Annotated in this window: 21 protein-coding genes and 1 tRNA gene; 12 read left to right on the top strand and 10 right to left on the bottom strand. The window is 42.7% G+C overall.

The features are described 5' to 3' along the window. Positions 1 to 28 precede the first annotated feature (28 nt). The 4 genes from B9T34_RS01180 to B9T34_RS01165 all read left to right on the top strand — a co-directional run bounded on the left by B9T34_RS01180 (position 29) and on the right by B9T34_RS01165 (position 5,914). On the top strand, positions 29 to 3,124 hold the full coding sequence (locus B9T34_RS01180; RefSeq protein WP_086211339.1) for a multidrug efflux RND transporter permease subunit: 3,096 nt from the start codon (positions 29 to 31) through the stop codon (positions 3,122 to 3,124). Between the two features lie 248 nt (positions 3,125 to 3,372). Next, complete coding sequence (mgtE, locus tag B9T34_RS01175) at positions 3,373 to 4,710, top strand: magnesium transporter (RefSeq protein ID WP_086211338.1); 1,338 nt, start codon at positions 3,373 to 3,375, stop codon at positions 4,708 to 4,710. A gap of 195 nt (positions 4,711 to 4,905) precedes the next feature. Further along, positions 4,906 to 5,499 carry a DUF4112 domain-containing protein gene (locus tag B9T34_RS01170; protein ID WP_086211337.1) on the top strand — a complete coding sequence of 198 codons (594 nt, stop codon included), beginning with the start codon at positions 4,906 to 4,908 and terminating at the stop codon, positions 5,497 to 5,499. A 4-nt stretch (positions 5,500 to 5,503) separates the two neighbouring features. Beyond that, positions 5,504 to 5,914, top strand: coding sequence for a hypothetical protein (locus B9T34_RS01165; RefSeq protein ID WP_086211336.1), 411 nt, complete (start codon positions 5,504 to 5,506; stop codon positions 5,912 to 5,914). Positions 5,915 to 5,960: 46 nt separating this feature from the next. Here B9T34_RS01165 and htpX read toward each other — a convergent pair whose 3' ends face one another. Together htpX and B9T34_RS01155 are read right to left on the bottom strand one after the other, a co-directional pair. After that, positions 5,961 to 6,866 (bottom strand): protease HtpX, encoded by a 906-nt coding sequence (htpX, locus tag B9T34_RS01160; protein WP_086211335.1) that lies wholly within the window; start codon positions 6,864 to 6,866, stop codon positions 5,961 to 5,963. 133 nt (positions 6,867 to 6,999) lie between these two features. After that, a complete protein-coding gene (locus tag B9T34_RS01155; protein ID WP_086211334.1) occupies positions 7,000 to 7,854 on the bottom strand; it encodes a lytic transglycosylase domain-containing protein in 855 nt (284 codons plus the stop codon). 496 nt (positions 7,855 to 8,350) lie between these two features. Here B9T34_RS01155 and ttcA point away from each other — a divergent pair, with 496 nt between their 5' ends. Then, the gene (gene ttcA, locus B9T34_RS01150) at positions 8,351 to 9,274 is read left to right on the top strand and encodes a tRNA 2-thiocytidine(32) synthetase TtcA (RefSeq protein ID WP_086211333.1); all 924 of its coding nucleotides are present in this window, start codon (positions 8,351 to 8,353) and stop codon (positions 9,272 to 9,274) included. A 224-nt stretch (positions 9,275 to 9,498) separates the two neighbouring features. After that, on the top strand, positions 9,499 to 9,882 hold the full coding sequence (locus B9T34_RS01145) for an SCP2 sterol-binding domain-containing protein (protein ID WP_086211332.1): 384 nt from the start codon (positions 9,499 to 9,501) through the stop codon (positions 9,880 to 9,882). A 61-nt stretch (positions 9,883 to 9,943) separates the two neighbouring features. Here the strand turns inward: B9T34_RS01145 and B9T34_RS01140 are convergent, their stop codons facing one another. Both B9T34_RS01140 and greB read right to left on the bottom strand, forming a co-directional pair. Further along, a complete protein-coding gene (locus tag B9T34_RS01140; protein ID WP_086211331.1) occupies positions 9,944 to 11,056 on the bottom strand; it encodes a transglycosylase SLT domain-containing protein in 1,113 nt (370 codons plus the stop codon). Positions 11,057 to 11,667: 611 nt separating this feature from the next. Further along, the gene (gene greB, locus B9T34_RS01135; protein ID WP_086211330.1) at positions 11,668 to 12,153 is read right to left on the bottom strand and encodes a transcription elongation factor GreB; all 486 of its coding nucleotides are present in this window, start codon (positions 12,151 to 12,153) and stop codon (positions 11,668 to 11,670) included. Between the two features lie 307 nt (positions 12,154 to 12,460). Here greB and B9T34_RS01130 point away from each other — a divergent pair. Together B9T34_RS01130 and B9T34_RS19085 are read left to right on the top strand one after the other, a co-directional pair. Continuing rightward, positions 12,461 to 12,551 (top strand) — tRNA-Ser (locus B9T34_RS01130). A gap of 538 nt (positions 12,552 to 13,089) precedes the next feature. After that, positions 13,090 to 13,212 (top strand): hypothetical protein, encoded by a 123-nt coding sequence (locus B9T34_RS19085; RefSeq protein ID WP_265733468.1) that lies wholly within the window; start codon positions 13,090 to 13,092, stop codon positions 13,210 to 13,212. Positions 13,213 to 13,295: 83 nt separating this feature from the next. Here B9T34_RS19085 and B9T34_RS01125 read toward each other — a convergent pair whose 3' ends face one another. From B9T34_RS01125 to B9T34_RS01115, 3 genes are all read right to left on the bottom strand, one after another. Then, entirely contained in the window at positions 13,296 to 13,994 is a 699-nt protein-coding gene (locus B9T34_RS01125) for a pirin family protein (RefSeq protein ID WP_086211329.1), read from the bottom strand. Between the two features lie 118 nt (positions 13,995 to 14,112). Next, positions 14,113 to 15,213, bottom strand: a complete 1,101-nt coding sequence (locus B9T34_RS01120; protein WP_139841237.1) for a hypothetical protein — start codon at positions 15,211 to 15,213, stop codon at positions 14,113 to 14,115. A gap of 150 nt (positions 15,214 to 15,363) precedes the next feature. Continuing rightward, a complete protein-coding gene (locus B9T34_RS01115) occupies positions 15,364 to 16,596 on the bottom strand; it encodes a L,D-transpeptidase family protein (protein ID WP_086211328.1) in 1,233 nt (410 codons plus the stop codon). 202 nt (positions 16,597 to 16,798) lie between these two features. On the opposite strand from B9T34_RS01115, the gene hemE reads away from it, so the two are divergent. The 4 genes from hemE to B9T34_RS01095 all read left to right on the top strand — a co-directional run bounded on the left by hemE (position 16,799) and on the right by B9T34_RS01095 (position 21,271). Further along, positions 16,799 to 17,869 (top strand): uroporphyrinogen decarboxylase, encoded by a 1,071-nt coding sequence (gene hemE, locus B9T34_RS01110; RefSeq protein WP_086211327.1) that lies wholly within the window; start codon positions 16,799 to 16,801, stop codon positions 17,867 to 17,869. 23 nt (positions 17,870 to 17,892) lie between these two features. Then, complete coding sequence (locus tag B9T34_RS01105; protein ID WP_086211326.1) at positions 17,893 to 18,696, top strand: DUF817 family protein; 804 nt, start codon at positions 17,893 to 17,895, stop codon at positions 18,694 to 18,696. A gap of 147 nt (positions 18,697 to 18,843) precedes the next feature. After that, positions 18,844 to 19,314, top strand: a complete 471-nt coding sequence (locus B9T34_RS01100; RefSeq protein ID WP_086211325.1) for a DUF3015 family protein — start codon at positions 18,844 to 18,846, stop codon at positions 19,312 to 19,314. Between the two features lie 70 nt (positions 19,315 to 19,384). Beyond that, positions 19,385 to 21,271 carry a DUF4105 domain-containing protein gene (locus tag B9T34_RS01095; RefSeq protein ID WP_086211324.1) on the top strand — a complete coding sequence of 629 codons (1,887 nt, stop codon included), beginning with the start codon at positions 19,385 to 19,387 and terminating at the stop codon, positions 21,269 to 21,271. Positions 21,272 to 21,452: 181 nt separating this feature from the next. Here B9T34_RS01095 and blaOXA read toward each other — a convergent pair whose 3' ends face one another. From blaOXA to folE, 3 genes are all read right to left on the bottom strand, one after another. After that, complete coding sequence (gene blaOXA / locus B9T34_RS01090; RefSeq protein WP_086211323.1) at positions 21,453 to 22,286, bottom strand: class D beta-lactamase; 834 nt, start codon at positions 22,284 to 22,286, stop codon at positions 21,453 to 21,455. A 90-nt stretch (positions 22,287 to 22,376) separates the two neighbouring features. Next, positions 22,377 to 22,736 (bottom strand): cupin domain-containing protein, encoded by a 360-nt coding sequence (locus B9T34_RS01085; RefSeq protein ID WP_086211322.1) that lies wholly within the window; start codon positions 22,734 to 22,736, stop codon positions 22,377 to 22,379. Between the two features lie 105 nt (positions 22,737 to 22,841). Next, positions 22,842 to 23,390: a GTP cyclohydrolase I FolE gene (folE, locus tag B9T34_RS01080; RefSeq protein ID WP_171265101.1), complete on the bottom strand. Its 549-nt coding sequence runs from the start codon at positions 23,388 to 23,390 to the stop codon at positions 22,842 to 22,844. Between the last annotated feature and the right edge of the window lie 67 nt (positions 23,391 to 23,457).

The raw sequence follows: 23,457 nt of genomic DNA, 5'->3' as shown, positions 1-23,457 counted from the left end.
CAATCCATATGACGAGTGAATCAGCCTGATGCTGTCTAAGTTCTTTATCCATCGACCTATTTTTGCAGGCGTACTGGCCATTATTGTCATGGCGGTAGGGCTGTTTGCCGTTTTAAATTTGCCTGTAGAGCGTTATCCCGATATCGCACCGCCTAAAATTAATGTCAGCGCTACATATACAGGCGCGTCGGCAGAAACGGTGGAAGAAAGTGTCACTCAGGTGCTGGAACAGCAGATTAAGGGCATTGATCACTTGCTGTATTTCAGTTCCAGCAGTGATTCTTCTGGGCGCAGCCGCATCAGCATCAGTTTTGAAAATGGCACTGATCCAGATACTGCTCAAGTACAGGTGCAGAATGCCATCAATGGGGTGGTTAACCGTTTGCCGGATGATGTGCAGCGCCAAGGCGTGAATGTCTATAAATCACTGGGCGATACCCATATGGTCATAGGACTGTATGATTCGACAGGCAAGAGTTCAAATATTGAACTTTCTGACTATATGATGACGCATTTGGAACAGGATATTGCCCGTATTGAAGGTATTGGTGAGGTCGATGTCTTTGGTTCACAATATGCAATGCGGATTTGGCTGAATCCACTGCTGCTGAAGCAATATGGATTAATGCCAAGTGATATCCGCAGCGCGGTAGAATCGCAGAATGCGCAAGTGGCAGCCGGCGCAGTCGGGGATTTGCCAGTAGCGCAAGACCAGTATCTGAATGCCAAAGTCACATCAGGCTCACGTTTAAAAACACCAGAAGAATTTGAAAATATTATTGTGAAATCTGCCCGCGATGGCAGTTTTGTCTATTTAAAAGATGTGGCCCGAGTGGAATTGGGGGCAGAGAATTATCAGTCCTTTAACAGCATTAACGGTTATCCCTCTGCGGGGATGGGCATTTCTCTGGCTTCAAGCGCCAATGCGCTGGAAACATCGGCTTTAATTCAGCAGGAAGTTGATCATTTATCTGCGCAGCTGCCAGACGGCTATAAGATTGTTTATCCGCGGGACAATACGCCTTTTGTGCAGGAATCCATTAAAGAAGTAGTGAAAACGCTCTTTGAAGCGGTTGCGCTGGTTGTTATTGTGATGTTCCTGTTTTTACAAAATTGGCGTGCGACACTCATTCCAGCCATTACGGTGCCTGTAGTAATTTTAGGCACGCTGGCTATTTTGTATGCAGCGGGTATGACCATCAATACCTTAACGCTGTTTGCGCTGGTATTGGCCATTGGCCTTCTGGTGGATGATGCCATCGTCGTCGTAGAAAATGTAGAGCGGCTGATGCATGAACAGCAGCTTACAGCTAAACAGGCATCTATCGAGTCCATGCATGAAATCAGCAGTGCCTTGATTGGTATTACTTTGGTGTTGACTGCCGTATTTATTCCGATGGCATTTTTTGGCGGTTCTACAGGCGTTATCTATCGGCAGTTTTCCATTACTTTAGTCGCGGCAATGGGGCTATCATTGCTGGTTGCGCTTATTTTAACACCTGCGCTGTGCGCGATTATTCTTAAGCCCAATCCGCAGCCTGCACGCTGGGCAGAGTGGTTTAATGAAAAACTGGATGCTTTAAAGCATCGCTATTTAAAGTTATCGCAGCTGACGATTCAAAATAAAGCAGTGTGCTTGGTGCTGTTTGCCGCGCTGATTGCTGTATTTGGATTGTTTTACCGTGCGCTTCCGACCAGTTTTATTCCCAGCGAAGACCAAGGCATATTGTCTGTGCAGTTTAAACTGCAGGATGGTGCGCCGATGTCTAAAAGCAAAGAAGTGGGTGAGGCTATCCGCCAGTACTTTCTGGAGCATGAAAAAGACAATGTGAATCTGGTGATGATCCGCTATGGCCGTAATTTCTCTGGTACGGGGCAAAACTTAGGTCAGGGTTTTATTGCACTGAAGCATTGGGATGAACGGACTGGGCAAGACAATTCTGCGCAGGCAATCCGCGAGCGCGCGACACGATATTTTAAGAAAAATCCGAATGCGCAGATCAATATCAATATGCCGTCTTCCGTGAGCGGACTTGGCCAAACAGATGGCCTTGAGTTTTGGATTCGAGATATGGACGGCAAAGGCCGTGAATATTTAGAAGACAAATTCAAGGCCTTGAAGTCGCATTCAGCTCAGTACAGCAGTTTTGAAAATCTGGATAAAAAATCCAATCCCGATAAAGCCGAACTCAAAGTCAATGTCGATCAAAAAATGGCAATGGCTGCCGGTTTAAATCCGACAGCGGTGAACAGCACGCTGTCAGCTGCATGGGGCGGCAGTTATATCAATGACTTTATTGACCGCGGCCGAATCAAGCGGGTGATGATGCAAGGCGATGCAGCGTTCCGTTCAAAGCCTGAAGATTTGCAATACTGGCATGTGCGCAATGATCAAAACCAGATGATTCCGTTCAATCAGTTTTCTACTGTGGATTGGACGGGCGGTCCGGAAGTGGTGAATCGCTTTATGGGCTATACCGCACTGCAGATGGAAGCAGATACAGCGAAGAATGTCAGTACTGGCCAGGCGATGAAAGATGTGCAGCGCTTGGCGGATCAGGAATCAGGTATTGATGTAGCGTGGAGTGGACTGTCTTACGAAGAGCAGAAATCCAGCAATCAGGCCATTTGGCTTTATCTGATTTCGATTGGCTTTATCTTTTTATGCCTTGCTGCATTATATGAAAGCTGGAGCATTCCAACGGCCGTGATGAGCGCAATACCCTTAGGGATCGGCGGCAATATTATTTTCAGTTATTTTGCGGGTTTTCCAAACGATATTTATTTCCAGATCGCATTGCTGACCACCATAGGCCTGTCGTGTAAGAATGCAATTCTGATTGTGGAGTTTGCATCGCTGGCGCAAGATAAAGGTCAAAGCGTGGTTGAATCAGCTTTGGAAGGTGCAGCACTGCGGTTAAGGCCTATTCTTATGACTTCATTGGCTTTTGGCGCAGGTGTTATTCCTTTGGTTATTGCTCTTGGCGCGGGTGCAGCCAGCCGTCAGGAAATTGGTGTCAGCGTATTAGGCGGTGTGATTTTTGGCACAGTACTGGTACTGATCTTTATTCCGTTTATGTACGTTTTGATTCGCAGTATCTTTAAACAGAAGCAAAAAGCTTAATGCACTTGGCTTGTTATAGTTTTGCATCAGGCGTTGAGCTTGATGCAAAAAATTTGTAGTATTTGCGCGCCGTATAAGCGGTTTAATGAGGATTTATTTTCTAAATGGACAGGCAAAGTTGTCATTCATTCATATTTTTAAATTGCGAAATTCATCTTGTACAGGATGACGGGGCTGTGCATTCCATAAAATAAAAAGAGTGCATGAATCCCTTGTTGCTGTGCAGGATCATAGAACAGGGGGCTTAGATGGGCCTAAATAATTTTTTATATCTTTTAAATGATGCACTGAAAAATCAAAATATGCAGCTTGCATTAGATTCAGTGAAAACTTTCCGCGCTGCAGATTTAGCCGACATTCTGAGTCAGCTGCCTGTAGAAAACAGTCAAATTTTACTGCAGCATTTGCCAGACCGCGGCTATGTTTTTTCATATTTATCTCCCGAAACGCAGATGAAGTTTGCCAATCTGCTGCCGCGTCAAACCCTTGCGGAAATTGTCGGTGAAATGTCATCCGATAAACGCGCCGATTTATTTAAAAGCCTCAACCCCGAACAACAGGATGCTTTGCTTCCAGCATTGGCTCAGGCGGAGCGCGAAGATATCCGTCTATTGTCTTCCTATGTTGAGGGCACAGCGGGCGCGATTATGCGTTCAGAGTATGCGACTTTAAAGCCAGAATTATCGGTTAAAGATGCAATCAGCATGCTGCGTCTGGAAGCGCCCGATACAGAAAGTATTTATTTTGCTTATGTTTTAGATGATGAACGCAAATTATTAGGCGTGGTGTCTTTAAAGCAGCTGGTATTGGCCAAAGAAGAACAGAATATTGCAGAAATCATGGTGACCCATTTGGTCTCGGCTTTTGTCGATACTGATCAGGATGAAGTCGCGAAAACCATAGCTCGATACGACTTTCTGGCTTTGCCAATCATCGATCGGCAAGGGGCCATGGTCGGAATTGTAACCTATGATGATGCCATGGATGTTGCCAGCCAAGAAGCGACGGAAGACTTCCTGAAAGTGGGCGCGGTCAATGCGGACAGCAAACTAAGCCTAAAGACAGGGCCTATTTTGAAACTGTATCAGCGCCGCGTATATTGGCTGGTGTTTCTGGTATTCGGCAGCTTGCTGTCAGGTCTAGGCATTGCGCATTTTGAAGATATTATTACTGCCAATATTGTCTTGGTATTTTTCCTCCCGCTTTTAGTCGGCAGCGGCGGTAATGCAGGCTCACAATCTGCAACGCTGATGGTGCGGGCTTTGGCGACCGGTGATGTGCATTTCAAAGACTGGTTTATGCTGCTTGGCCGCGAGAGTTTGGTCGCGCTGTGTTTAGGCGCTACGATGGCGTTCGCTGTATCTGCTTTAGGCTATTACCGCGGCGATGAAATGGTCGCTTTGGTTCTGGCGCTCAGTATGATGACCATTGTCATGATGGGCTGTTTAATCGGCATGAGTTTGCCTTTTATCCTCAATCGGATTGGCATGGATCCAGCCAGCGCATCTGCGCCTTTAGTTACCTCAATTTGCGATGCGACAGGGGTGTTGATTTATCTCTTCATTGCCTCACAATTATTGTTTTAAAGTTGAAAATAAAAGCCTTTAATATGTCCTTAACTTCATCAAACACTGACATCTATATGGATATGGATGCCAGTGTTTGATGGGTTAGTACCAATATTTTAAAAAAAACTGCACAATTTTCAGTTAATGAAATGACACTACTTTGGCTGATGAAAATACATTATCTTTAATAAATTAAATGGCTTTGGATCAATCATGGCGCTTATAACCCAAGAAAAAAAACTATCGCAGCAGGAAGTCATCCGTTTAGAGCGGGATTTAGCTAAATTTGCCAATATGATGGATTCAGTCGTGCGTATTCCGTTCACCAAACAAGGGGTAGGGGCGGATGCGGCTTTAAGCACCATTCCAATTGCGGGTGATGCCGCTGGATTTGTGCTGACCTGCTATGCCATTTATAAAGCTAAACAGATTGGTGTACCGCAGGAAAAACTCAGTCCAGTGCTTAGAATGGCAATGGCAGACGCTGTAGTTGGCTTTATTCCTATATTGGGTACGGTGTTTGATATTTTTATCCGGCCAAGCCGAAAAGCCTTAGATGTGGTGCATGAACATATCCGTACAGAATACAATATTCATAGCGAAACGCATGTTGTGCACCCGTTTTTGCACGAAAGTCTCGAAAAGAAGCAGCAAAATTCTGCATTTTGGCGTAATCCCGTGGTTGCATGGTTCTGGATTCATTTGCCTGATCTGCTAGGCTTGATGTTTATCGCCTTATTAGCCTTTGCGATGTGGGTTGGGGGCATGTGGCTTTGGCAATGGTATCAATCGATGGCAGCAGGATAAAAGCATGCAATTTGATGGGCAAATTACTGCCAACTTACCAGCTATAGATTTTTCGGAAACTGCACTGTTTTACCAGTATCTGGGGTTAAGTGTGCACTATCAATCTTCTGAATGGATGATCATGCGCTTAGGCAACGGCATGCTGCTGGAGTTTTTTCACCATCCTAGTTTGGATGCTAAACACTCTTGGCATAGCGCCTGTATTCGGGTACAAGACCTGCATTGCTATTATGAGTATTGGTCTGGGTTGAATTGGCAGGATTGGCCTGCAGCTAGAATCACCGAGATACAAAATTTTGAGGAAATCTCGCAATTTTGTATCATTGATATCAATGGTAGCTTATTGCGTTGTATACAAGTCAACGAAAAAGATGAGCGCCGAATTATCTATAAAGGCTCTGCAGTACAGATCTAAAAAAAGCCTCCATTTGGAGGCTTTTTTTAGATCTGCGTGTTGCCAATTAAGGACAATTTAGCTGCTGCAGCGCAGCTACACGCTGTTCAATGGTTGGGTGGGTATGGAATAGGGCAGCAAAGCTGAAACCTTGTTCCTTACCTTCCGCAATTGAAAATGCTTTCATTTCTTTTGGCATTTGATCTGGCAATTCTGATTCTGCCTGTAAGCGGAGCAAAGCAGAAATCATTGCTTGTTTGCCTGCTAAACGGGCGCCAGCTTCATCTGCGCGGTATTCACGGTGACGGGAGAACCACATCACAATTGTAGAAGCCAAAATACCAAACACAATGTCTAATACAATGGTAATAACAAAGTAAGCGATACCCGGCGCTTCGCCTTCTTCACGGCCAAAGACATTGCGGTCGATAAAGTCGCCTGCAATACGTGCGAAGAACATCACGAAAGCGTTTACTACACCTTGGATTAAGGCAAGGGTCACCATGTCGCCATTGGCAACGTGGCCGATTTCGTGCGCAAGCACAGCGCGTAATTCGTCTTTGTTCATGCGTTCAAGCAAGCCAGTAGAAACGGCTACTAAAGCGTCATTTTTATTCCAGCCTGTCGCGAAGGCATTTGACTGGTAAGACGGGAAGATGCCCACTTCGGGCATTTTAATGCCGGCACGTTGTGAAAGCTGAGCAACTTCTTGCAAGAGCCAAGCTTCAGCTTGGCTGCGAGGAGCGTTAGGGTCAATCAGTTCAGTACCCGTGGTCTTTTTCGCCATCCATTTAGACATGAATAGAGAAATTAAAGAACCCACCATACCAAAGACAAAACAGATAACCATCAGGTTACCAATGTTCAGGCCACCAGCGCCATGGTAACTGCCGACACCGAAGAGCGACAAGATAATGCCAGCTACAACCAGTACCGCGAGGTTGGTCAGCAAAAACAAACCAATCCGCATCATTGAGAAAATCCTTATATTAGATAAAAATAATCTGATTTACTAATAAAAATCATTAAACTGAATATGAGGTGAATTTACGCTTTTTTCAAGGAAAAAATCGTAAATAAAGTATAAAAATAGCCGAGTTGGGTCATTATTCGTTGAAATAAATTCGAGCAGAGGCTGAAGCATTGGCCGTAGAATAAGAACCAGGCGCATCAGTAAAGCTGCCATCAGCCGTTTGAATCACTTGGCGTGAATATTTAGGCGCTTTGATTTCTGTCGAAGGCGCAGGCTGATAATTTTCAGAACTGGCAATAATTTTATCCTGAGAAGCGCTAGGGATATCGCTGGCAATATTGCTGCCATTGGAATACAGGTTGTTAAAACGGCTGGTCACACGGCGTACATAATCCTGAGTTTCACGGAAAGGCGGAATGCCGCCGTATTTTTGCACATTGCCTTCGCCAGCATTATAGCCAGCCAGGACCAAAGACGTGTTCCCATTAAAACGTTTCTTGAGCCAAGCCAGATATTTTGCACCCGCCATAATGTTCTGATATGGATCATAAGCATTGGATACGTTAAAGCGCCGTGCTGTAGCAGGCATGAGCTGCATCAGCCCTTGTGCGCCGACTGGAGAGCGTGCATTAACGTTAAAGCCTGATTCAGTGTGCATGACGGCTTTGATCAGCCCTTCAGCGATGCCATGCTGCTGGGATGCCTGCTTAATAATATGGTCAAAGGCATTTTTATTGCGGCTGTAGCTGGGCAGCACAGAGGATTCACTGCTGCCCCAGTTACTGTAGCTGTGGATATTGCTGTCCGGATAATAGGTGGCTTTCACTTTAGTCAGTGAACGGTCAGAACTTTTACGGTTGGTCAGTAGCGTACTGCCTTTATTGTCTTTATAGATATAGATTTGACCCGCATGCGCAGAAACAGCACCTATGCTGATAGATGCCGCGCCCCAAATCGCTAATGCAAATAGTCCAATTTTATTGTTCATTGTAGTAATAAAAAAACTTTGTCCCCAACAGTTATTCAGAGTTTAACAAAAAAAAACCGGTTGGAAAGACATGCGCGGCAGATTTCTCAAAGAGTTTGTAAAAAGCAAGTCATTTTGATGCATCAATAATCAAAAAAATATTTAATTTTTTTTTAGCCAGCATAACTTGACAGCATTAAACCATTGTTTTTAAATGTATTTTAAATTGATCAAAAAATGATCAATTTAAATAGAAGCCTTAAAGTCAGGGCAAGACAAGCTGTCAAGCACTGTAAAATCCACAAAGTTATCCACAGCTTTTGTGGAAAACTGTGGAAAAGTCCAAAAGATAAGCATCTTGGATAAAAAATGAACTGAAACGTTCAAAATTATCATGCGCAGCATGACGTGTTCATGACACAGATTTTTCAATTTTGAGAAATTAAATTCTTTAGGTGCGAGAAAGCTGCGAATCAGATAAAATTGCGCGGTATTTTTTTTAAGGTTTAACTCGTCTATGTTCTCGCCAGTTGAGTCCGATCAAGGATTTAATTTCAAACCAGAACTGCCTACCAGCTCTGCGTATTATCGTTTGCTGAAAAAACTGCGCCGTCAGGTCGGTCATGCTATCCGTGATTTTAAAATGATCGAGGAAGGCGACAAAGTGATGGTGTGTGTGTCAGGCGGGAAGGACAGCTATACTTTGCTGGATATCATGCTGCAGTTCAAACGCATCGCGCCGATTAATTTTGATGTCGTTGCTGTAAATCTGGATCAAAAACAGCCTGGTTTCCCTGAAGATGTATTGCCGCGTTATTTAGAAGAAAATAACATTCCGTATTACATCTTAGAAAAAGATACCTACAGCATCACCAAAAAGCTGACGCCTGAAGGCAAAACTTACTGCGCTGTTTGCTCACGCCTGCGCCGCGGCTCTTTGTATGGCTTTGCGCAAGAAATTGGCGCGACTAAAGTTGCGCTTGGCCATCACCGTGATGATATTTTGGCGACTTTCTTCTTGAACTTGTTCCATGGCGGAAGTTTAAAAGCGATGCCGCCGAAGCTTTTATCGTCGGATAAAAAGAATATTTTGATCCGTCCTTTAGCTTATGTTGAAGAAAAAGACATTATCAAATATGCAGAAATGCGCAAATTCCCAATTATTCCCTGCAACCTATGCGGTTCGCAGGAAAATCTGCAGCGCGCCATGCTGAACGATATGCTGCGTCAATGGGATAAAGATTATCCGAAACGCCTGCACAGCATCTTTGGCGCATTGCAAAATGTATCGCCATCACAGCTGGCTGACCGTGAGCTGTTTGATTTTGAAGCTTTGGACAGTGAACGAGAGTTTGACTTTAAAGAAAGCTGCTCAACTGAAGATGCCGCTGCTGAAAGCAAGCGCATTAATATGGTGAACTTAGGATTTGCTGCGGATTAATTTGCAGGAATGCTGCAAAAAAGCATCTTTTATATAAAGGTGCTTTTTTTATGTTTTTGATTTTTATCATTTATGTATAGAAAGTTTAAAAACTGAACGACGCGTACAAAAAACTTTAGGCATAAAATTTAATTACATGCTATAACAGGCTTCAAGCAAAATAGCTTCAAAAGATGCGGCCTGGATAGGCTTCACACAATGTACAAATAAATTGAGGAAACATCATGCCTGCTTTTTTAACTGATGATTGGTTTTCAACTGTCGAAACACTTACTGCTCAAGCAGGTAACCTAAATTTACCGCCTGCATTGGCAACTCTCGCAATCAATTTGGTTGTTGCAGATACATCTGGCAATACTGAATTATCTTTAGATGGCGGCGCGATTAAAAAAGGCCTTTCGGGCAATGCAAAAACCACGCTGAACATGGATGCGGAAACTTTACGTAAAGTATTCCTTGAGTTTGATATGGCTGCGGCAATGCAGGCATTCATGACGGGCAAAATAAAAGTTCAAGGCGATATGTCACAATTGATGGCATTGCAAACCGCAAAACCAAGCCAAGAGCAAAAAGATTTATTTAAGAAAGTGCTTGAGCAAACTGCTTAATTGCACCTCATAAAAAAAGCTTACCCTAAGGTAAGCTTTTTTTTGCCATAAGCTGCGGATATTAAATATTTACCAGCTGCGGCGTCGTTTTAATATGTTCCAAGTAAGCGCGGATGCGCGTCACATATTGCGCTGCTTGACGGTAACGGCCATTGCTGGCTTTGTTACGCTCCAAATAGGCATATAGATGCACCCATTTGTTTGGATTCTTGCCTTGCGCCTTTAAGCGGTTCTGAATCTGATTCACGGCGCCTGGACCCATATTGTATGCAACCAAGGCATACCAATTGCGGTCGGGATAGGGAATATCCGAATATCTATCCAGCATCTGGTCATAATACTTCGCGCCGCCTTGAATGCTTTGCGCTGGGTCTGTACGGTTGGTTACACCCATTGCTTTCGCAGTGCTGTTGGTCAGCATCATTAAGCCGCGCACACCTGTCGGTGATACTGAGTTTGGCTTAAGATAAGACTCTTGATAGCCAATGGCCGCCAGCAAGTGCCAATCAATATCGTATTGATTGGCGGTACGCTGGAAATTAGCCTTATAAATTGGCATGCGCTTATTCAAATCGCGTTGAATAATGTCCCATGATTCTTGCTTGATCACATTGCGGTTATAAAATGAGGCCAGCTGCTGCAGTGTGCCGCTTTGTTTAGAGCGGCAGATAAAGCCGTTAGCCGTTTCACTTAATGGATCATCCGCAGCTTTGAATACCCAATTCAAATCGGTATTCAAACCATTTTTTTGCAGTGATGCGGTATCGCCGCAAGATGCAGAAAAAGAGGTCAGCTTTTTCGCTTCGATACTTTGAATACTTGCAGTAGTCATCGCGAAGTTGGCTTTGCCTTGTTTCACCCATTTGAGGGCAGTGGCATTGTCATCCACTGTTTTAAACTCAAGGCGCACATTTAGGCTCTCTGCATAGTTACGCACTAAGTCATAGCCAAAGCCATGCAGATGATCACTGTCTTCAAATACAGTTGTGGGATTCGCCACAGACACAACAACCAGCTTGTTGTTGTTTACGACCGTATCAAACTGATACGCCGTCTTACTTGCATTAATACTATGAAATGGGAGAAGTAAAGTACTAAAGGCAAGGCTTTTAATCGGGAGAGATTTTAATGAGTTAAGGCTAAGCCTCGACCCAGAAGTTGAACTACTGTGCATGTTGTCTCCGCTACAGGTATTTATGCCCTAAAAGCACAGGCGGTTGCCTTCGTACTTTACAAGTCAGCTAAATGCGATAAGGGTTGGGCAGTCATGACGTCATTCAAAATGACTAAGTTAGATTGGGAAAATATACAGAAAAAACTGTATTGATTAAAAAACAATCGATATCAAAAGATGTGCGAATAATAAAGATGAAAAAATAGCTTGTCAAATTTTGTACATGAAATATTCTAAAATTAACATTTAAATTGTTGTTTTTATTGAATTAAAAAAAATAATAAAACGGTTTTAGGCAAAGCGAGTACAAAAATGCATATTTTTGTATTGTTTGTGTATCAATTTTCCTTATTGTTGAAAAAGTTGAAAATTACCATAATTAAAAGCATATCTATGATTTATTGCTGGTTTTAATCATAAAGAAATCAAAAGCAAAGCATTCAAATTGATAAATTGTGAATGAATATAGAGCATCTAAAATGATTGAAATCTTAGAAAATTTACATAAAAATAAAATACGCTAATTTATATCTCTGACTTAGTAGAGTGCTTGTGTGATGGGGCTTCTATTGGGTAAGGCGTCACTCAATTGCAGTTCGTATTATTTTAGCCTATCCACCGTCATGGAGGCCGTATTCGATATTGATAATATACCAATGCTTAAGTCCATGCGGGGTATTCACTTGAATATCGTCATCCACCATTTTGCCTAAGCATGCCTTGGCCATAGGGGATTGCAATGAAATATAGTCTCTACGGCCGTATATTTCTTCGTCGCCTACAATGCGGAATTTGATTGACTCTCCATGGTCATTTTCCAGTTCAACCCATGCCCCGAAATAAGCTTTGCCATCCTGCTCAGGGTTGTATTCCACTTTATGCGCAACTTCAAATAATTTGGTCAAAAATCTAATTCTTCGGTCAATTTCACGCAGTTTTCTTTTGTTATAGTGGTAGTCTGCATTTTCTGAGCGATCACCTAAACTGGCAGCCCATGAGACGATTTTGGTAATTTCAGGTCGCTCTTTACGGACCAAATCATTTAATTCATCTTGCAAGCGTTGATAGCCCTCTGCAGTAAGCAATTTACGATTCAAGAAAAACTCCAAATGCACAATATTTTATGCGTTCACTTTAAAATAATAGAGGCGTATACATCAATAAGCGCGGAAGAGAATACCTGCGTATCTTGGCTTTTTATTATGAAATCTGCATGTTGATGAAATGCAGCGCAGTACATTCCAGTTCATCTCATATTTAGGAGCGCAAAAAAGCTGATGTTTGCCCTTGCGGCATATTCATTGAAAAGAATGTTAATTATTCTGTTTTTATTTTGATCAGTCAGAATAAAAAGAAAGAAAAGCATTTGCTTAAAGCACAATTTATTTATATTATGGCGCACATGGAAGCGTGGCAGAGCGGTTTAATGCACCGGTCTTGAAAACCGACGAGGGCTTATACCCCTCCGTGAGTTCGAATCTCACCGCTTCCGCCAAATTCAAAAAGCCTCTGATTATTCAGGGGCTTTTTTTTATGGGATTTTTTAAATGGACTCGTTCGTCAATTCTTTGAACGACTTCAGATAGGCATAGAAAAGATTGAATAAAGTGAGCTTCTATAATTAATTATCAGTTTATTTAGGTTGCTGTCTAAGTTTAAATAACGAATAGAACAACAATATTGAACTCAGTTTTCTTTGCTTAATTTAGGGTTTAAATCTTTAGAAAAAGCGCTATATAATGATTCTGCAACGAAGTAGTTTTCTTTTTTGGAGCTCAAATGTATATGGGGCTGAAAGGGGATGAGTTTTAATTGTCTCGCCATAGTCCTGCCGCAAGACCATTTATTTATAAACTTGATTTTTATTCGCGCATTAACCTCATTTTAATTTTGATTTAAAAAATAGATTATATGTATTAAAATAATCAGTTTTTTAAATTTAAAACTTGTCTGTATATTTCCTGCTCATAAGATTTGAAGTTCAAGCACAGGTTTTGTGCGATCTCCCGTATCAATTCTATGAGGACATTGAAATGTTGAAATTAATGGCTGTTGTATTGATGACAAGTGTTATAACGGCTTGCGCATTTGATCCTGTTCAGTATGAGCAAAACCGTAAAGCTGAAAATCAGCTGCATAACCGTACTATGGGTTAAGCTGTTTAGGCGCGGTTTATCTTTTCTACATCTGCGCCTAAAATAAAAAAGCCTTCATAAAGAAGGCTTTTTGTATTCATACATTACTGAATGTTTTCAGCCAAATCAAACCAGATGACTTGCGCATCGTCCAGCGCTTCAATTTGAGCAGGATCTACAAATGCAATTGCATCACCAGCATGAACAGTATGTTCTGCAACCTGAATTGAACCAGAAACTACATGCAGGTAATTGATGTGCTGCGTTGCTTGCACATCTAAAGTTTTGCCTTTTTCAAGTACAGCAGTTTTCACTTCAGCATTTTGACGAATATGCATCGGTGCATTGTCATTCGGTCCACAGATCAAATGCCATTGATTTGGGTGTTCACGTGGATCAAGCTGAATTTGCTGATACGTCGGTTCTGCATCACGCACATTTGGAATGACCCAAATTTGCAGTAAATGCACCTGTTCATCGCCTTGGTTCATTTCACTATGGCGTATACCTGTACCAGCGCTCATCAGCTGCCATTCACCGGCAGCAATCCCGCCATGATTGCCCATACTGTCTTGATGGGTAATGGTGCCTTTTAATACACAGGTTAAAATTTCCATGTTGTCATGCGGGTGCTGACCAAAGCCTTGGTGACCATCAATCAAGTCATCATTAATCACACGCAGTGCACTAATGCCCATGTGTTTTGGATCATACCAGCTGCCAAACGAAAAGCTGTGTTTAGATTCAAGCCAGCCCATTTTCACATGACCGCGTGAATCACTGCGGTGTAGGTATGCATTCATGGTTTTATTCCTATAATATTTTTAACTTGAAACAAGTGTAAAACTTTCTTATGGTGCGGCAAATAGCATAAAAGCGATACAGCATTTCATTTTTAGGATGAATTTTAATTAAAAGTGTTTATTGTTCTAAATTGCAAAAAAGCTGTCTGAATTTAGGCCATGTATAACTTTTAGCTTTTTCATAATCCTTAAAAAAGGTTTGATATAAAGCAGGCTGCTGCTGCAGCCAAGGATTGCCCCAACGCACATTTTTTGCTGCTGCCTTGTCATGATAGACCCAATAATCCTCTAAACAGCTGCTAGGTGCTGGAACACGATCCATGTTCGCTTCTTCATACTCATCTTGCATATTTTCAGCGTTTACACCGCCATGCTCATGTTTAATGGCTGCACGTTCACTGGGTGTCAGCAGGCGTTTTTGTGTATGTTTAGTGAATGTTCCGTGAGAATAGACGTAGCTATAGTCAATGTCATAAGGGTGTAAGGTTTGATAAACCCCAGGTGTGCTGGTGGTGTATTCAATACTGCTGTCTTCGTAATCGCCATTTTGTTCATTGAGTTTTGGGCCAAAACCTAAACCGTTCTCTGGAGATGGTGCTGTAAATTGACTGCGGTGCAGGATTTTACCTTGCGGCGTCACTTCAATCAGTTCGTAACTGGTGCGGTATAAATAGCTTTTAAAATTGGGATCTAGAGCAATATTTCGCGCCATTTCTGCTGGAGTATGAAAATATCGGCTGCGGAAAACCAGCACTAGGTTTTTATCATGCGGCTGAATGCTAAAGAGCTGGTGATCTTTCAGTTTATGGCTTAATTGGGGTTTAAGAATAATTGGCTGCATGGTCGCCCCATAAGATTGCACGATTGCAAAGTAATTTTTACTGCCCACTTTGGTATATAAAAGTGCAGGGTTTGCAGCATCCGATAAGGGATAATAGCGCACAGCATTTTGTCCATTGATCACAAAATAGCGGGTATTGCTTAAAAAATTCTGAGAAGAATCTTCATGCGGATTATATTTTTTATCGCGGATTTTTTTCTCATCTGACCAGTTTTCAGGATAAATAGATGCATCTTCATTGCCATCTAATGTGGCATCAATATATAGCACTTGCTCGATCTGTTCTTCTAGTTCGGCGTGACAGATGCTTGGAACCAAAGCTATTAGTGTTAGCGCAAAAAATAGGTGTTGAGCATGATTTTTAGAAAAATAAAGCATATGGATTGAGTCCTGATATTATTTTGATTATGAAGGTGGATGTTTATAAAAGTTTGAAGTGAAATTCAATTTTTGAAATTATTATAATAAATATAAAAAAGGTGTTTTAGTTTAGAACTAAAACACCTTTATGAGAATCTTGTTAAATCATTATTCTAAGAATTTAACCGTTACGCCTGATTTAACTTTCTTGCCAAGGTCATTGGCATCCCAGTTTGTTAAGCGGATACAGCCATGAGAAGCTGTCTTAGAGATGGCAGACGGGTTTGGCGTACCGTGAATACCAAATGACTTTTTACTCAAGCCAATCCAAATGTTGCCGACAGGACCGTTTGGACCAGGCGGTAAAGATAGCGGCTTTTTATTGTTGCCTTGCACAAAGTTGCTAGGTGAGTAGCTGTACCAAGGGTTTGGCGCTACACCAGTCACTTTATATGTACCTGTAGGCGATGGAGTATCTGAACTGCCAATCGTTGCAGGGAAAGAGCCGATCATTTGATTGCGGCTGTTAAATAGATACAGCTGCTTAGCGCCTTTGTGCGCTACAATCAAATGAATGTCTTCAGGCACTTCATTGCGGATGTTTGCGACAATAATTTTTTCGCCAGCTTTTTTGAATGTCACATTAGGATTCAATTTCTTTAAGAAATCTTCATCCATATGGAATTTCTCAGCCAGCATTTCGGTTACGCGTGTGTAATACAAGCCTTTCATTTTGGCTTGCAGGGCATAATCGTGAGGGATAGATTGCGCATACGGGCCAGCAATATCTTGCGCAGTAATGGTGTACTCAATAAATGCAGGTTTGCTGCCTTGCTGTGCAAGCAATGCATCCCAAGTTTCTTGAGTTAAAGTGCCTGTAGGCTTGATTCCCTGAATTTGCTGGAAAGATGCAATCGCTTTCAGGGTATTTTTACCGCTTGAACCATCAATTGCGCCTGGCGAAGCATGTGCATTATTCAGCATTACATGCGCGCGCGCATAGACAGGGAATTGGCCTTTGCCAATATCTTCAAACCATTGCGCATTGTTCATGCCGTCCAGTGTCCAAGCAACTTTGGCAGCAGATGCGCTGCCTGCAGAAGCTTTTGGCGCAGCTTTAGGTGCTGGAGTAGGTGCGGCGCTGACATCGGCAGTTTGATCTTCAGTTTTCTGCAGATCATTGAGTGTTTGAGACGCTTTATTTAAATCTTGTTGTTCTTGAGACGTAATTGTTGTTGGAACTGATGACGCAGAATCTGCCGCAAGCGGATCAATAGGATCCTGAATGGCAACATCCGTAATAACTTTTGGATTTAATGGTTGTTCTGCAGTGGTTGCGGCGATAGCTGAACCCGCAAAAATGCAACTTAGGCTCATTGCGAGCATTGTGCGAACGAACATGTAACTCAACCTTAAGAATTATTCATTTACAGTGTTAAAAACGGTGCAAGTATTGCAGAAAATGAATTGTGATGCAGTATTTGTTTTGTGTAAATATCATATTTATCTTTGACAGTAATCGATTTTTTGAGTTCTGAGAAATTACTCAATATGAAGGCTTTTTGTTATGATGTTGCCAAGTTGATAATTGATGGAAAAGTAAATGACGGCTCTAAAAAATGATCGTTTCCTGCGTGCATTGCTGCGTGAGCCAGTAGATGCAACTCCAGTATGGATGATGCGTCAAGCTGGGCGTTATTTACCAGAGTATCGTGCAACCCGCGCTACAGCGGGAGACTTCCTGTCTTTATGTAAAAACAACGATTTTGCCTGTGAAGTGACTTTACAGCCTTTGCGCCGCTATGACTTAGATGCTGCCATCTTATTTTCCGATATTTTAACTGTGCCGGATGCATTGGGTCTAGGTTTGTACTTTGAAGCTGGCGAAGGTCCGAAATTCCATAAAACCATCCGTACAGAGCAAGATGTTGCCAATCTGCCGTCTTTTAATGCCAAGTCAGATTTAGACTATGTGATGAATGCCGTGAGCACCATCCGTTCTGCCTTGGGCGGTCAAGTTCCTTTAATCGGCTTTTCTGGCAGTCCGTGGACTTTGGCGACGTATATGATTGAAGGCGGTTCAAGCAAGGACTTCCGCTTTACCAAGCAGATGATGTATGCGCAGCCAGAAGTATTGCATGCTTTATTAGACCGTTTGGCGGTGGCTGTCATTGATTATTTGAATGCGCAAATCGATGCAGGCGCGCAAGCTGTCCAGATTTTTGACAGCTGGGGCGGGGCATTGGCGCATCGCGAATATATCGAATTTTCGCTGAATTACATGCAAAAAATTGTTGCTGGCTTAAAGCGTGAGAATGAAGGCCGTAAAGTGCCAGTGATTCTATTTACCAAAGGCGGCGGTCAATGGCTTGAGCCGATGATTGCAACAGGCGCTGATGCCTTTGGTCTGGATTGGACTACACCTTTAAATGTGGCGCGTCAAACTGTTGCAGGCCGTGCAGCGCTGCAAGGGAATTTAGATCCGGCAACGTTGTATGGCAACTCAGCATCGATTGTAAAAGCCACCAAAGCCATGCTGGATGACGCCTATGCCAATGGCGAAAAAACAGGCTATGTGGCGAACCTAGGCCACGGCATTACGCAGTGGGTCGATCCTGCAAATCCAAAAGCATTTATTGATACTGTGCATGAATATAGCGCTAAATATTTGTAATCCATTAAGTTTAGGGTTTTAGTGTGCTTGCGATTTTTAAATCTGGATGTGAATTTACCTATAAGGCAGCTTCGGCTGCCTTATTTGGTATTTTATTGCTGGGCGCTTTTGTGGTTACGGCCGCCATGGGCAGTCAGGAATACTACGGTTTTTTCCGTTATGACTATCTGTTGTTTTTTGCGCTGATCATTCAAGCTTGCCTGCTTTATCTGAAGCTGGAATCATGGGCTGAAGCGAAAGTGATCGCTTTATTTCATCTCATGGCTATGGTGATGGAAATTTTCCTGACCCATCCGCAAATTGCCTCATGGCATTACCCGCAGCCTGCAGTGTTTAAAATTATGACGGTACCGCTGTTTGCTGGCTTTATGTATTCCGCTGTAGGCAGTTTTTTTGCACGTTCATTGCGATTGTATCAAGTCTCCTTTGAGCATTTACCGCGCTTTGGCAATATGCTGGCTTTGGCGGTGCTGTCCTATATCAATTTTATGAGCAAATTTTTTGTGCCAGATATCCGTATCTTGCTATTTGCATGGAGTGTGCTGATTTTTTGGAAAACCAAAATTAAGTTTCAGCTGCAGCAGCACCAATTTCAGCTACCGATGTTACCTATATTGTTGCTGTTGGCATTTATTATTTGGATTGCGGAGAATATCAGCACATTTTATAAAATCTGGCTGTATCCAAGTCAGGTTGATGCTTGGCATATGGTGGGCTGGGGCAAATTAGGCTCGTGGTATTTATTGCTGCTGTTGAGTTTGGTATTGGTCTTGAAAATACTTGGAAACCGCAGCAAAGACGGTGTTTGGGAATTAAAAGATAAATGATTTCAGTATTATAGGGTGGTGGATAAGGACTCTAGTATAAATTGCTTTGCGTTATGAGAAAGTTACAGCTATCTTACAAAGGTGCAATAAAAAATGCACGACTGTAAAGAATTAAAACACTTGGATAATAAATTCTGGAGAATAACCATGTTGAAAAAATTAGCTTTAGCAGCTGTTGTTGCACTCGGTTCTACAGCAGCATTTGCAGATAAAGATGCGGGTTGCGGTATTGGTTCTCAAGTTTGGGCAGGGCAATCTGGTAAAGTGCCTAAAATTTTAGCGGCAACAACCAACGGTTTATTTGCCAACCAGCTATTTGGTATTACTTTTGGTACTTTGGGCTGTAGCGGCACAGGCACAGTGACAGCGCAAGCAGTGACTTTTACCAATGAAAACTCTGAATCATTAGCGCGCGATATGGCAGTGGGCCAAGGCGAAAGCCTGAACGTGCTTGCAGAACTTCTGAATATTAAAGCACAAGACAAAGCCCATTTCTTTGCAGTTTCTAAACAAAACTTCTCTACCATTTATTCTGCAGAAAACCTTGATTCACTTCAGGTTCTTGCATCGTTACAAGCGGTCATGGCTAAAGATGAAGTGCTGAAAGCTTACGTATAAGAATTGCTGTTAAACCCTGCCAGCTCTGGCGGGGTTTTTCTTATGATATAAATATAAACATCAGGTTTGCATGAAACCATTTGCTTTCATTTTTGCTTTAATTTCCTCTCCGCTTGCGTATGCAGCTACAGACACTCAAACCGTTCAGTCCTATTTTGATGAAGCTACCCAGCAGCAGCTGGATCAGGATATCACTTGGCGCAGGCTGATGTATGCAGACAGCAAAGGGCAGAGTGAGGTCAGCTATGCAGGTTACTTTTTATCTGCTGAAGGAAAAGCCAATTTAAAACTCGAATTGCAAGCCAATATAAAGGCCCTATTTCAAGCTGCGGAGCCGAATCAATCGGTACGCTGCCGTTTTCCAGCGCGCAGTCACTGGTTAATGCAGCGGCTAAATATTCAAGAACAGCAATTGCCTGCAGTGGCCTGTCCTGAATTGGAAGACTGGATTGGGCAGATCAAGCCCTATAAGGCCACACTCATCTATGCCACCGACTTTATGGGAAATCCCAGTTCAATGTTTGGGCATACCTTGCTGCGGCTGGACCCTCAAGATCAAAAGCAGCTGAATTTAGTTTCTTATGCTGTAAATTATGCGGCGACAGTCGCCGAAGGGCAAAGCTGGTCTTTTGCATGGAATGGCCTCACGGGGCAATATCCAGGTGAATATTCCTTAATGCCCTATTACCGTAAGGTAAAAGAATACGGTGATCTGGAAAGCCGAGATTTGTGGGAATATGAACTCAGCTTAAGCCCTGAAGAAACTCGGTTTTTAGTACAGCATATTTGGGAAATGAAACACGTCACTTTTCCATATTATTTTATCAGTGATAACTGTGCATACCGCTTGCTTGGCCTCATGGATCTGGTGCGTCCAAACTTGAATCTGAAAGCGCAATTTAACATCGATGCCATTCCAATTGAAACCATCCGCGCTGTCGAACAGCAAGGTTTAGTTGCAGATACGGTATACCGTCCAGCCTTGGAAACGCAGCTGCAGGCGCAGGCCACGCAGCACGGTCAGGCATTGGCAAAAAAAGCGCATCAAACAGCTTTCTCAGCCCCTGAGCAGATGGCTGATCAATTGGCGTCATATACTGAAATTGAGCGCGCTCAGATTTTAGAAATGGCTTATGACGATTTATATCTGTATTTAACTTCACGCAAAGTGCAGAGCGATTTTGCGCAGCCGCGCCTGCGGCAGTTATTGGTGCTGCGCAGTGAAATTCAGTTGGAAAAGCAGCGCAAAGATGCAGCGCGTCCTGCTGTTGATCCGACGCAAGGGCATCATGCCAAAAATATCTCATTCACAGCAGGTCAGCTTCAGGGCGATGCATTTTATGAACTGGGGCACCGTCAAGCCTATCATGACCTTATGGATACTCAAGGCGGCTTCAGGACAGGAACACAGTTGATGTTCTGGGATGGAGCACTGCAATATCGTCAGAATCGGCTGAAATTGGAACATTTTGATTTTTTGTCGGTCAATTCCTATAACCCGATAACGCCATTCAAAACGCCATTGTCGTGGGGATTCAATTTTGGCTGGCAGCAGGAAGCGCTGCAAGATCATGGTCAGTTTAGTGATACGCAGCAGCATGGTGTGGCGAATCTGAATACACAGGCAGGTTATAGCTGGGCCAATCAGGAGCGAACCCATCTTTGTTATATGCAGATGCAGATGCACGTACAAGGCAGTCAGGCGCTAGATCAGGGTTGGCGTGCTGGGGCAGGGCCAGCTTTGGGTTGTCAGAATGTTTGGTCAGAAAGAATCAACAGCCTTGTACAAGTCGAACTCCCTTATTGGGCAGATCAAAATCAGTGGAATTTCAGGTTAAACAGTCAAATTCAATATGCAATAAATCCGCAAAATGCCATTCGATTAAACTGGGAATACCAGCAGCAGAATCATTTAGATTGGAATAATGCGGCGATGGAATTGGTGCATTATTTTTAATATGCCGTGCGGGAAAATGATCTTTATTGAGTTGCAAGTGTTTGGTTGGGGCAATCAATGGGCCATGGGTGATCAATCAAATTTATGACTCGAAAATTATGAGCAGTTTTCAACTGCAGCAGCGGCCGAATATCTTTTCTATTCATGCCGCGAGCTTGGCGATGAAATGCGGAAAATCGAGTTATAACACTTTTAGTTGCTTTAAACTGGCGATGACCAATTCTTTACGCAGAGTGAGAGGCATGTCTTTTTGCATTTCCATATTTAGTGAAAATGCATTGATGTTCCCATGTTCATCTTCAATCCAGCCTGTATACCAGCCGACTTGAGGTTCTGCATCCATGGCCCAGCCGCTTTTGGCATAGAGTGTACGGCTGTTAATTTTTTCAATAAACAGCATCTTTTGAACTTGCTGTTGTGTGGACTGACTAAATGGCAACTGTTCATGCGCGAGTTGATCTACAAATTCAATTTCTTGCAGCGGTGTAATTTTGAGTGGGCCGACCAGCCAGAAATTATCCACCTGTGTGCCAATTTCTGCATTGCCAAATTTCACACGTTTTACTTCCTGACGCATGAGATCAATTCCAATGTCTCGCGCTAACGCTTGATATACGGGAACAGCCGAGGCAGTCATGGCTTCAGACAAGCTTAAATCTTTTTCCCATGCAGGAAATGCGCGCTTTTCACCATGCCACGGATAAACTTTTTCAGGTGATGTTTTATGATGTTCAATGCCAATTAATGCATTGAGCATTTTAAAGGTAGATGCTGGAATATATGCTGTGTTTGCGCGATCTACGGCATTGCCATAGGCTTGAACTTTGCCCTGATGTTTGACCAATAGAACTCCCGAAACATGTGCCTGCTTAAATAATTCAGCAATGGCCTCTTTATTGTTTTGTTCGGTCTGTGTATTGGCACTGGCGGTATAATTAAATTTTGGGCTAAGTGTACAGGCGCTAAATAATGTTAAATGTAGGAAAATAGCACAGCATCGAAGAAAAACGTTCATCCATTAAACTCATAAAAATACGCGAAAAGAGTGCATTAAAATGACAGGTTTTAGATAAAAAGCTTGTGTTTAAACTGTAAAATGATCGTATTAAACCATGACATTAACATAGTATTTTTTTACGGCTTCAAGCACTTCAAAGGTGCCTTCAAAGCCAGGCGGAATAATCCCAGCTTCACCTGCGCCCACATCAATCACAATATCAGAATGTTTTGCATGCAGGCGGACTTTGCCTTCAATCACTGTAAAAAATTCTTGCTTATTCTCTGCAAAAACAATATTCCATGCGCCCACTTCACACTGCCAAATGCCGCAGTCCATGTTGGGATGTTCATATAGATTATAAGTGTGACGTTCTGGATTGCCTTTGACTAAGCGCTCTTCCCGAGGAAAATCAATAGAACATTCGCTTTGAGTTTGTCCTTGACCTGCAACTGAAATTGTCGACATGGCGGATGCCTCACTAAATAAATTGAATAAGGAAATTAAGCTCAAAATTTAGAATTTTTGGCTCAAAAAAGCCCCAACACAGGTTGAGGCTTTATTTAATCGCAATCAGTAGCTTTCTGGAACAGCGCTTAAAAATTCACGGCGCTCTTCTTTATTGGTTTTGAAGTCACCCACAAAAGAAACGGTACGTGTTGTTGATTCCTGCTTGCCGACACCGCGCATCATCATGCACATATGTGCAGAATCAATAACTACGGCAACACCGCGTGCGCCTGTGACATCAGCAACAGCTTCTGCAATTTGCTGCGTTAAATTTTCTTGAATTTGCAAGCGGCGCGCAAACATTTCAGTAATGCGGGCAAATTTAGATAAGCCCAAAACATTGCCTTCAGGCAAGTAGGCAATATGCACACGGCCGTAAAATGGCAATAAATGGTGTTCACATAATGAATAGAACTCGATATTTTTTACGAGCACCATTTCGCGGTTGTCAGAAGGGAAGACCGCATTATTGGTCACTTCTTCTAAGGTTTGGCTGTATCCAGACGTTAGATAGGAGAAGGCTTTAGCAGCACGCATAGGCGTATCTTTTAGACCAGGGCGATTCAGGTCTTCACCAACGGCAGTAAGAATGTTAGCGTAGGATTGCTGCATAGACATAAGACGTGTTCACTTACACAGAGATTGAACAAGGACGGCATTGTAGCAGAAAACTATTGCA

Origin of the sequence: Acinetobacter sp. ANC 3813 (assembly GCF_002135435.1) — a bacterium.
Lineage (GTDB): Bacteria > Pseudomonadota > Gammaproteobacteria > Pseudomonadales > Moraxellaceae > Acinetobacter.
This window is presented reverse-complemented; position numbering and strand designations above follow the sequence as displayed.

What these genes read in the sequence shown, in the direction of transcription:
- B9T34_RS01120 (WP_139841237.1), bottom strand. Translation starts at nt 15,213, where the DNA reads ATGCTTTATTTTTCTAAAAATCATGCTCAACACCTATTTTTTGCGCTA.
- B9T34_RS01095 (WP_086211324.1), top strand. Translation starts at nt 19,385, where the DNA reads ATGAAACCATTTGCTTTCATTTTTGCTTTAATTTCCTCTCCGCTTGCG.
- hemE (WP_086211327.1), top strand. Translation starts at nt 16,799, where the DNA reads ATGACGGCTCTAAAAAATGATCGTTTCCTGCGTGCATTGCTGCGTGAG.
- B9T34_RS01170 (WP_086211337.1), top strand. Translation starts at nt 4,906, where the DNA reads ATGGCGCTTATAACCCAAGAAAAAAAACTATCGCAGCAGGAAGTCATC.
- ttcA (WP_086211333.1), top strand. Translation starts at nt 8,351, where the DNA reads ATGTTCTCGCCAGTTGAGTCCGATCAAGGATTTAATTTCAAACCAGAA.
- B9T34_RS01140 (WP_086211331.1), bottom strand. Translation starts at nt 11,056, where the DNA reads ATGCACAGTAGTTCAACTTCTGGGTCGAGGCTTAGCCTTAACTCATTA.
- blaOXA (WP_086211323.1), bottom strand. Translation starts at nt 22,286, where the DNA reads ATGAACGTTTTTCTTCGATGCTGTGCTATTTTCCTACATTTAACATTA.
- htpX (WP_086211335.1), bottom strand. Translation starts at nt 6,866, where the DNA reads ATGATGCGGATTGGTTTGTTTTTGCTGACCAACCTCGCGGTACTGGTT.
- B9T34_RS01165 (WP_086211336.1), top strand. Translation starts at nt 5,504, where the DNA reads ATGCAATTTGATGGGCAAATTACTGCCAACTTACCAGCTATAGATTTT.
- mgtE (WP_086211338.1), top strand. Translation starts at nt 3,373, where the DNA reads ATGGGCCTAAATAATTTTTTATATCTTTTAAATGATGCACTGAAAAAT.
- B9T34_RS01100 (WP_086211325.1), top strand. Translation starts at nt 18,844, where the DNA reads ATGTTGAAAAAATTAGCTTTAGCAGCTGTTGTTGCACTCGGTTCTACA.
- B9T34_RS01085 (WP_086211322.1), bottom strand. Translation starts at nt 22,736, where the DNA reads ATGTCGACAATTTCAGTTGCAGGTCAAGGACAAACTCAAAGCGAATGT.
- B9T34_RS01155 (WP_086211334.1), bottom strand. Translation starts at nt 7,854, where the DNA reads ATGAACAATAAAATTGGACTATTTGCATTAGCGATTTGGGGCGCGGCA.
- B9T34_RS01180 (WP_086211339.1), top strand. Translation starts at nt 29, where the DNA reads ATGCTGTCTAAGTTCTTTATCCATCGACCTATTTTTGCAGGCGTACTG.
- folE (WP_171265101.1), bottom strand. Translation starts at nt 23,390, where the DNA reads ATGCAGCAATCCTACGCTAACATTCTTACTGCCGTTGGTGAAGACCTG.
- B9T34_RS01125 (WP_086211329.1), bottom strand. Translation starts at nt 13,994, where the DNA reads ATGAATGCATACCTACACCGCAGTGATTCACGCGGTCATGTGAAAATG.
- B9T34_RS01145 (WP_086211332.1), top strand. Translation starts at nt 9,499, where the DNA reads ATGCCTGCTTTTTTAACTGATGATTGGTTTTCAACTGTCGAAACACTT.
- B9T34_RS19085 (WP_265733468.1), top strand. Translation starts at nt 13,090, where the DNA reads ATGTTGAAATTAATGGCTGTTGTATTGATGACAAGTGTTATAACGGCT.
- B9T34_RS01115 (WP_086211328.1), bottom strand. Translation starts at nt 16,596, where the DNA reads ATGTTCGTTCGCACAATGCTCGCAATGAGCCTAAGTTGCATTTTTGCG.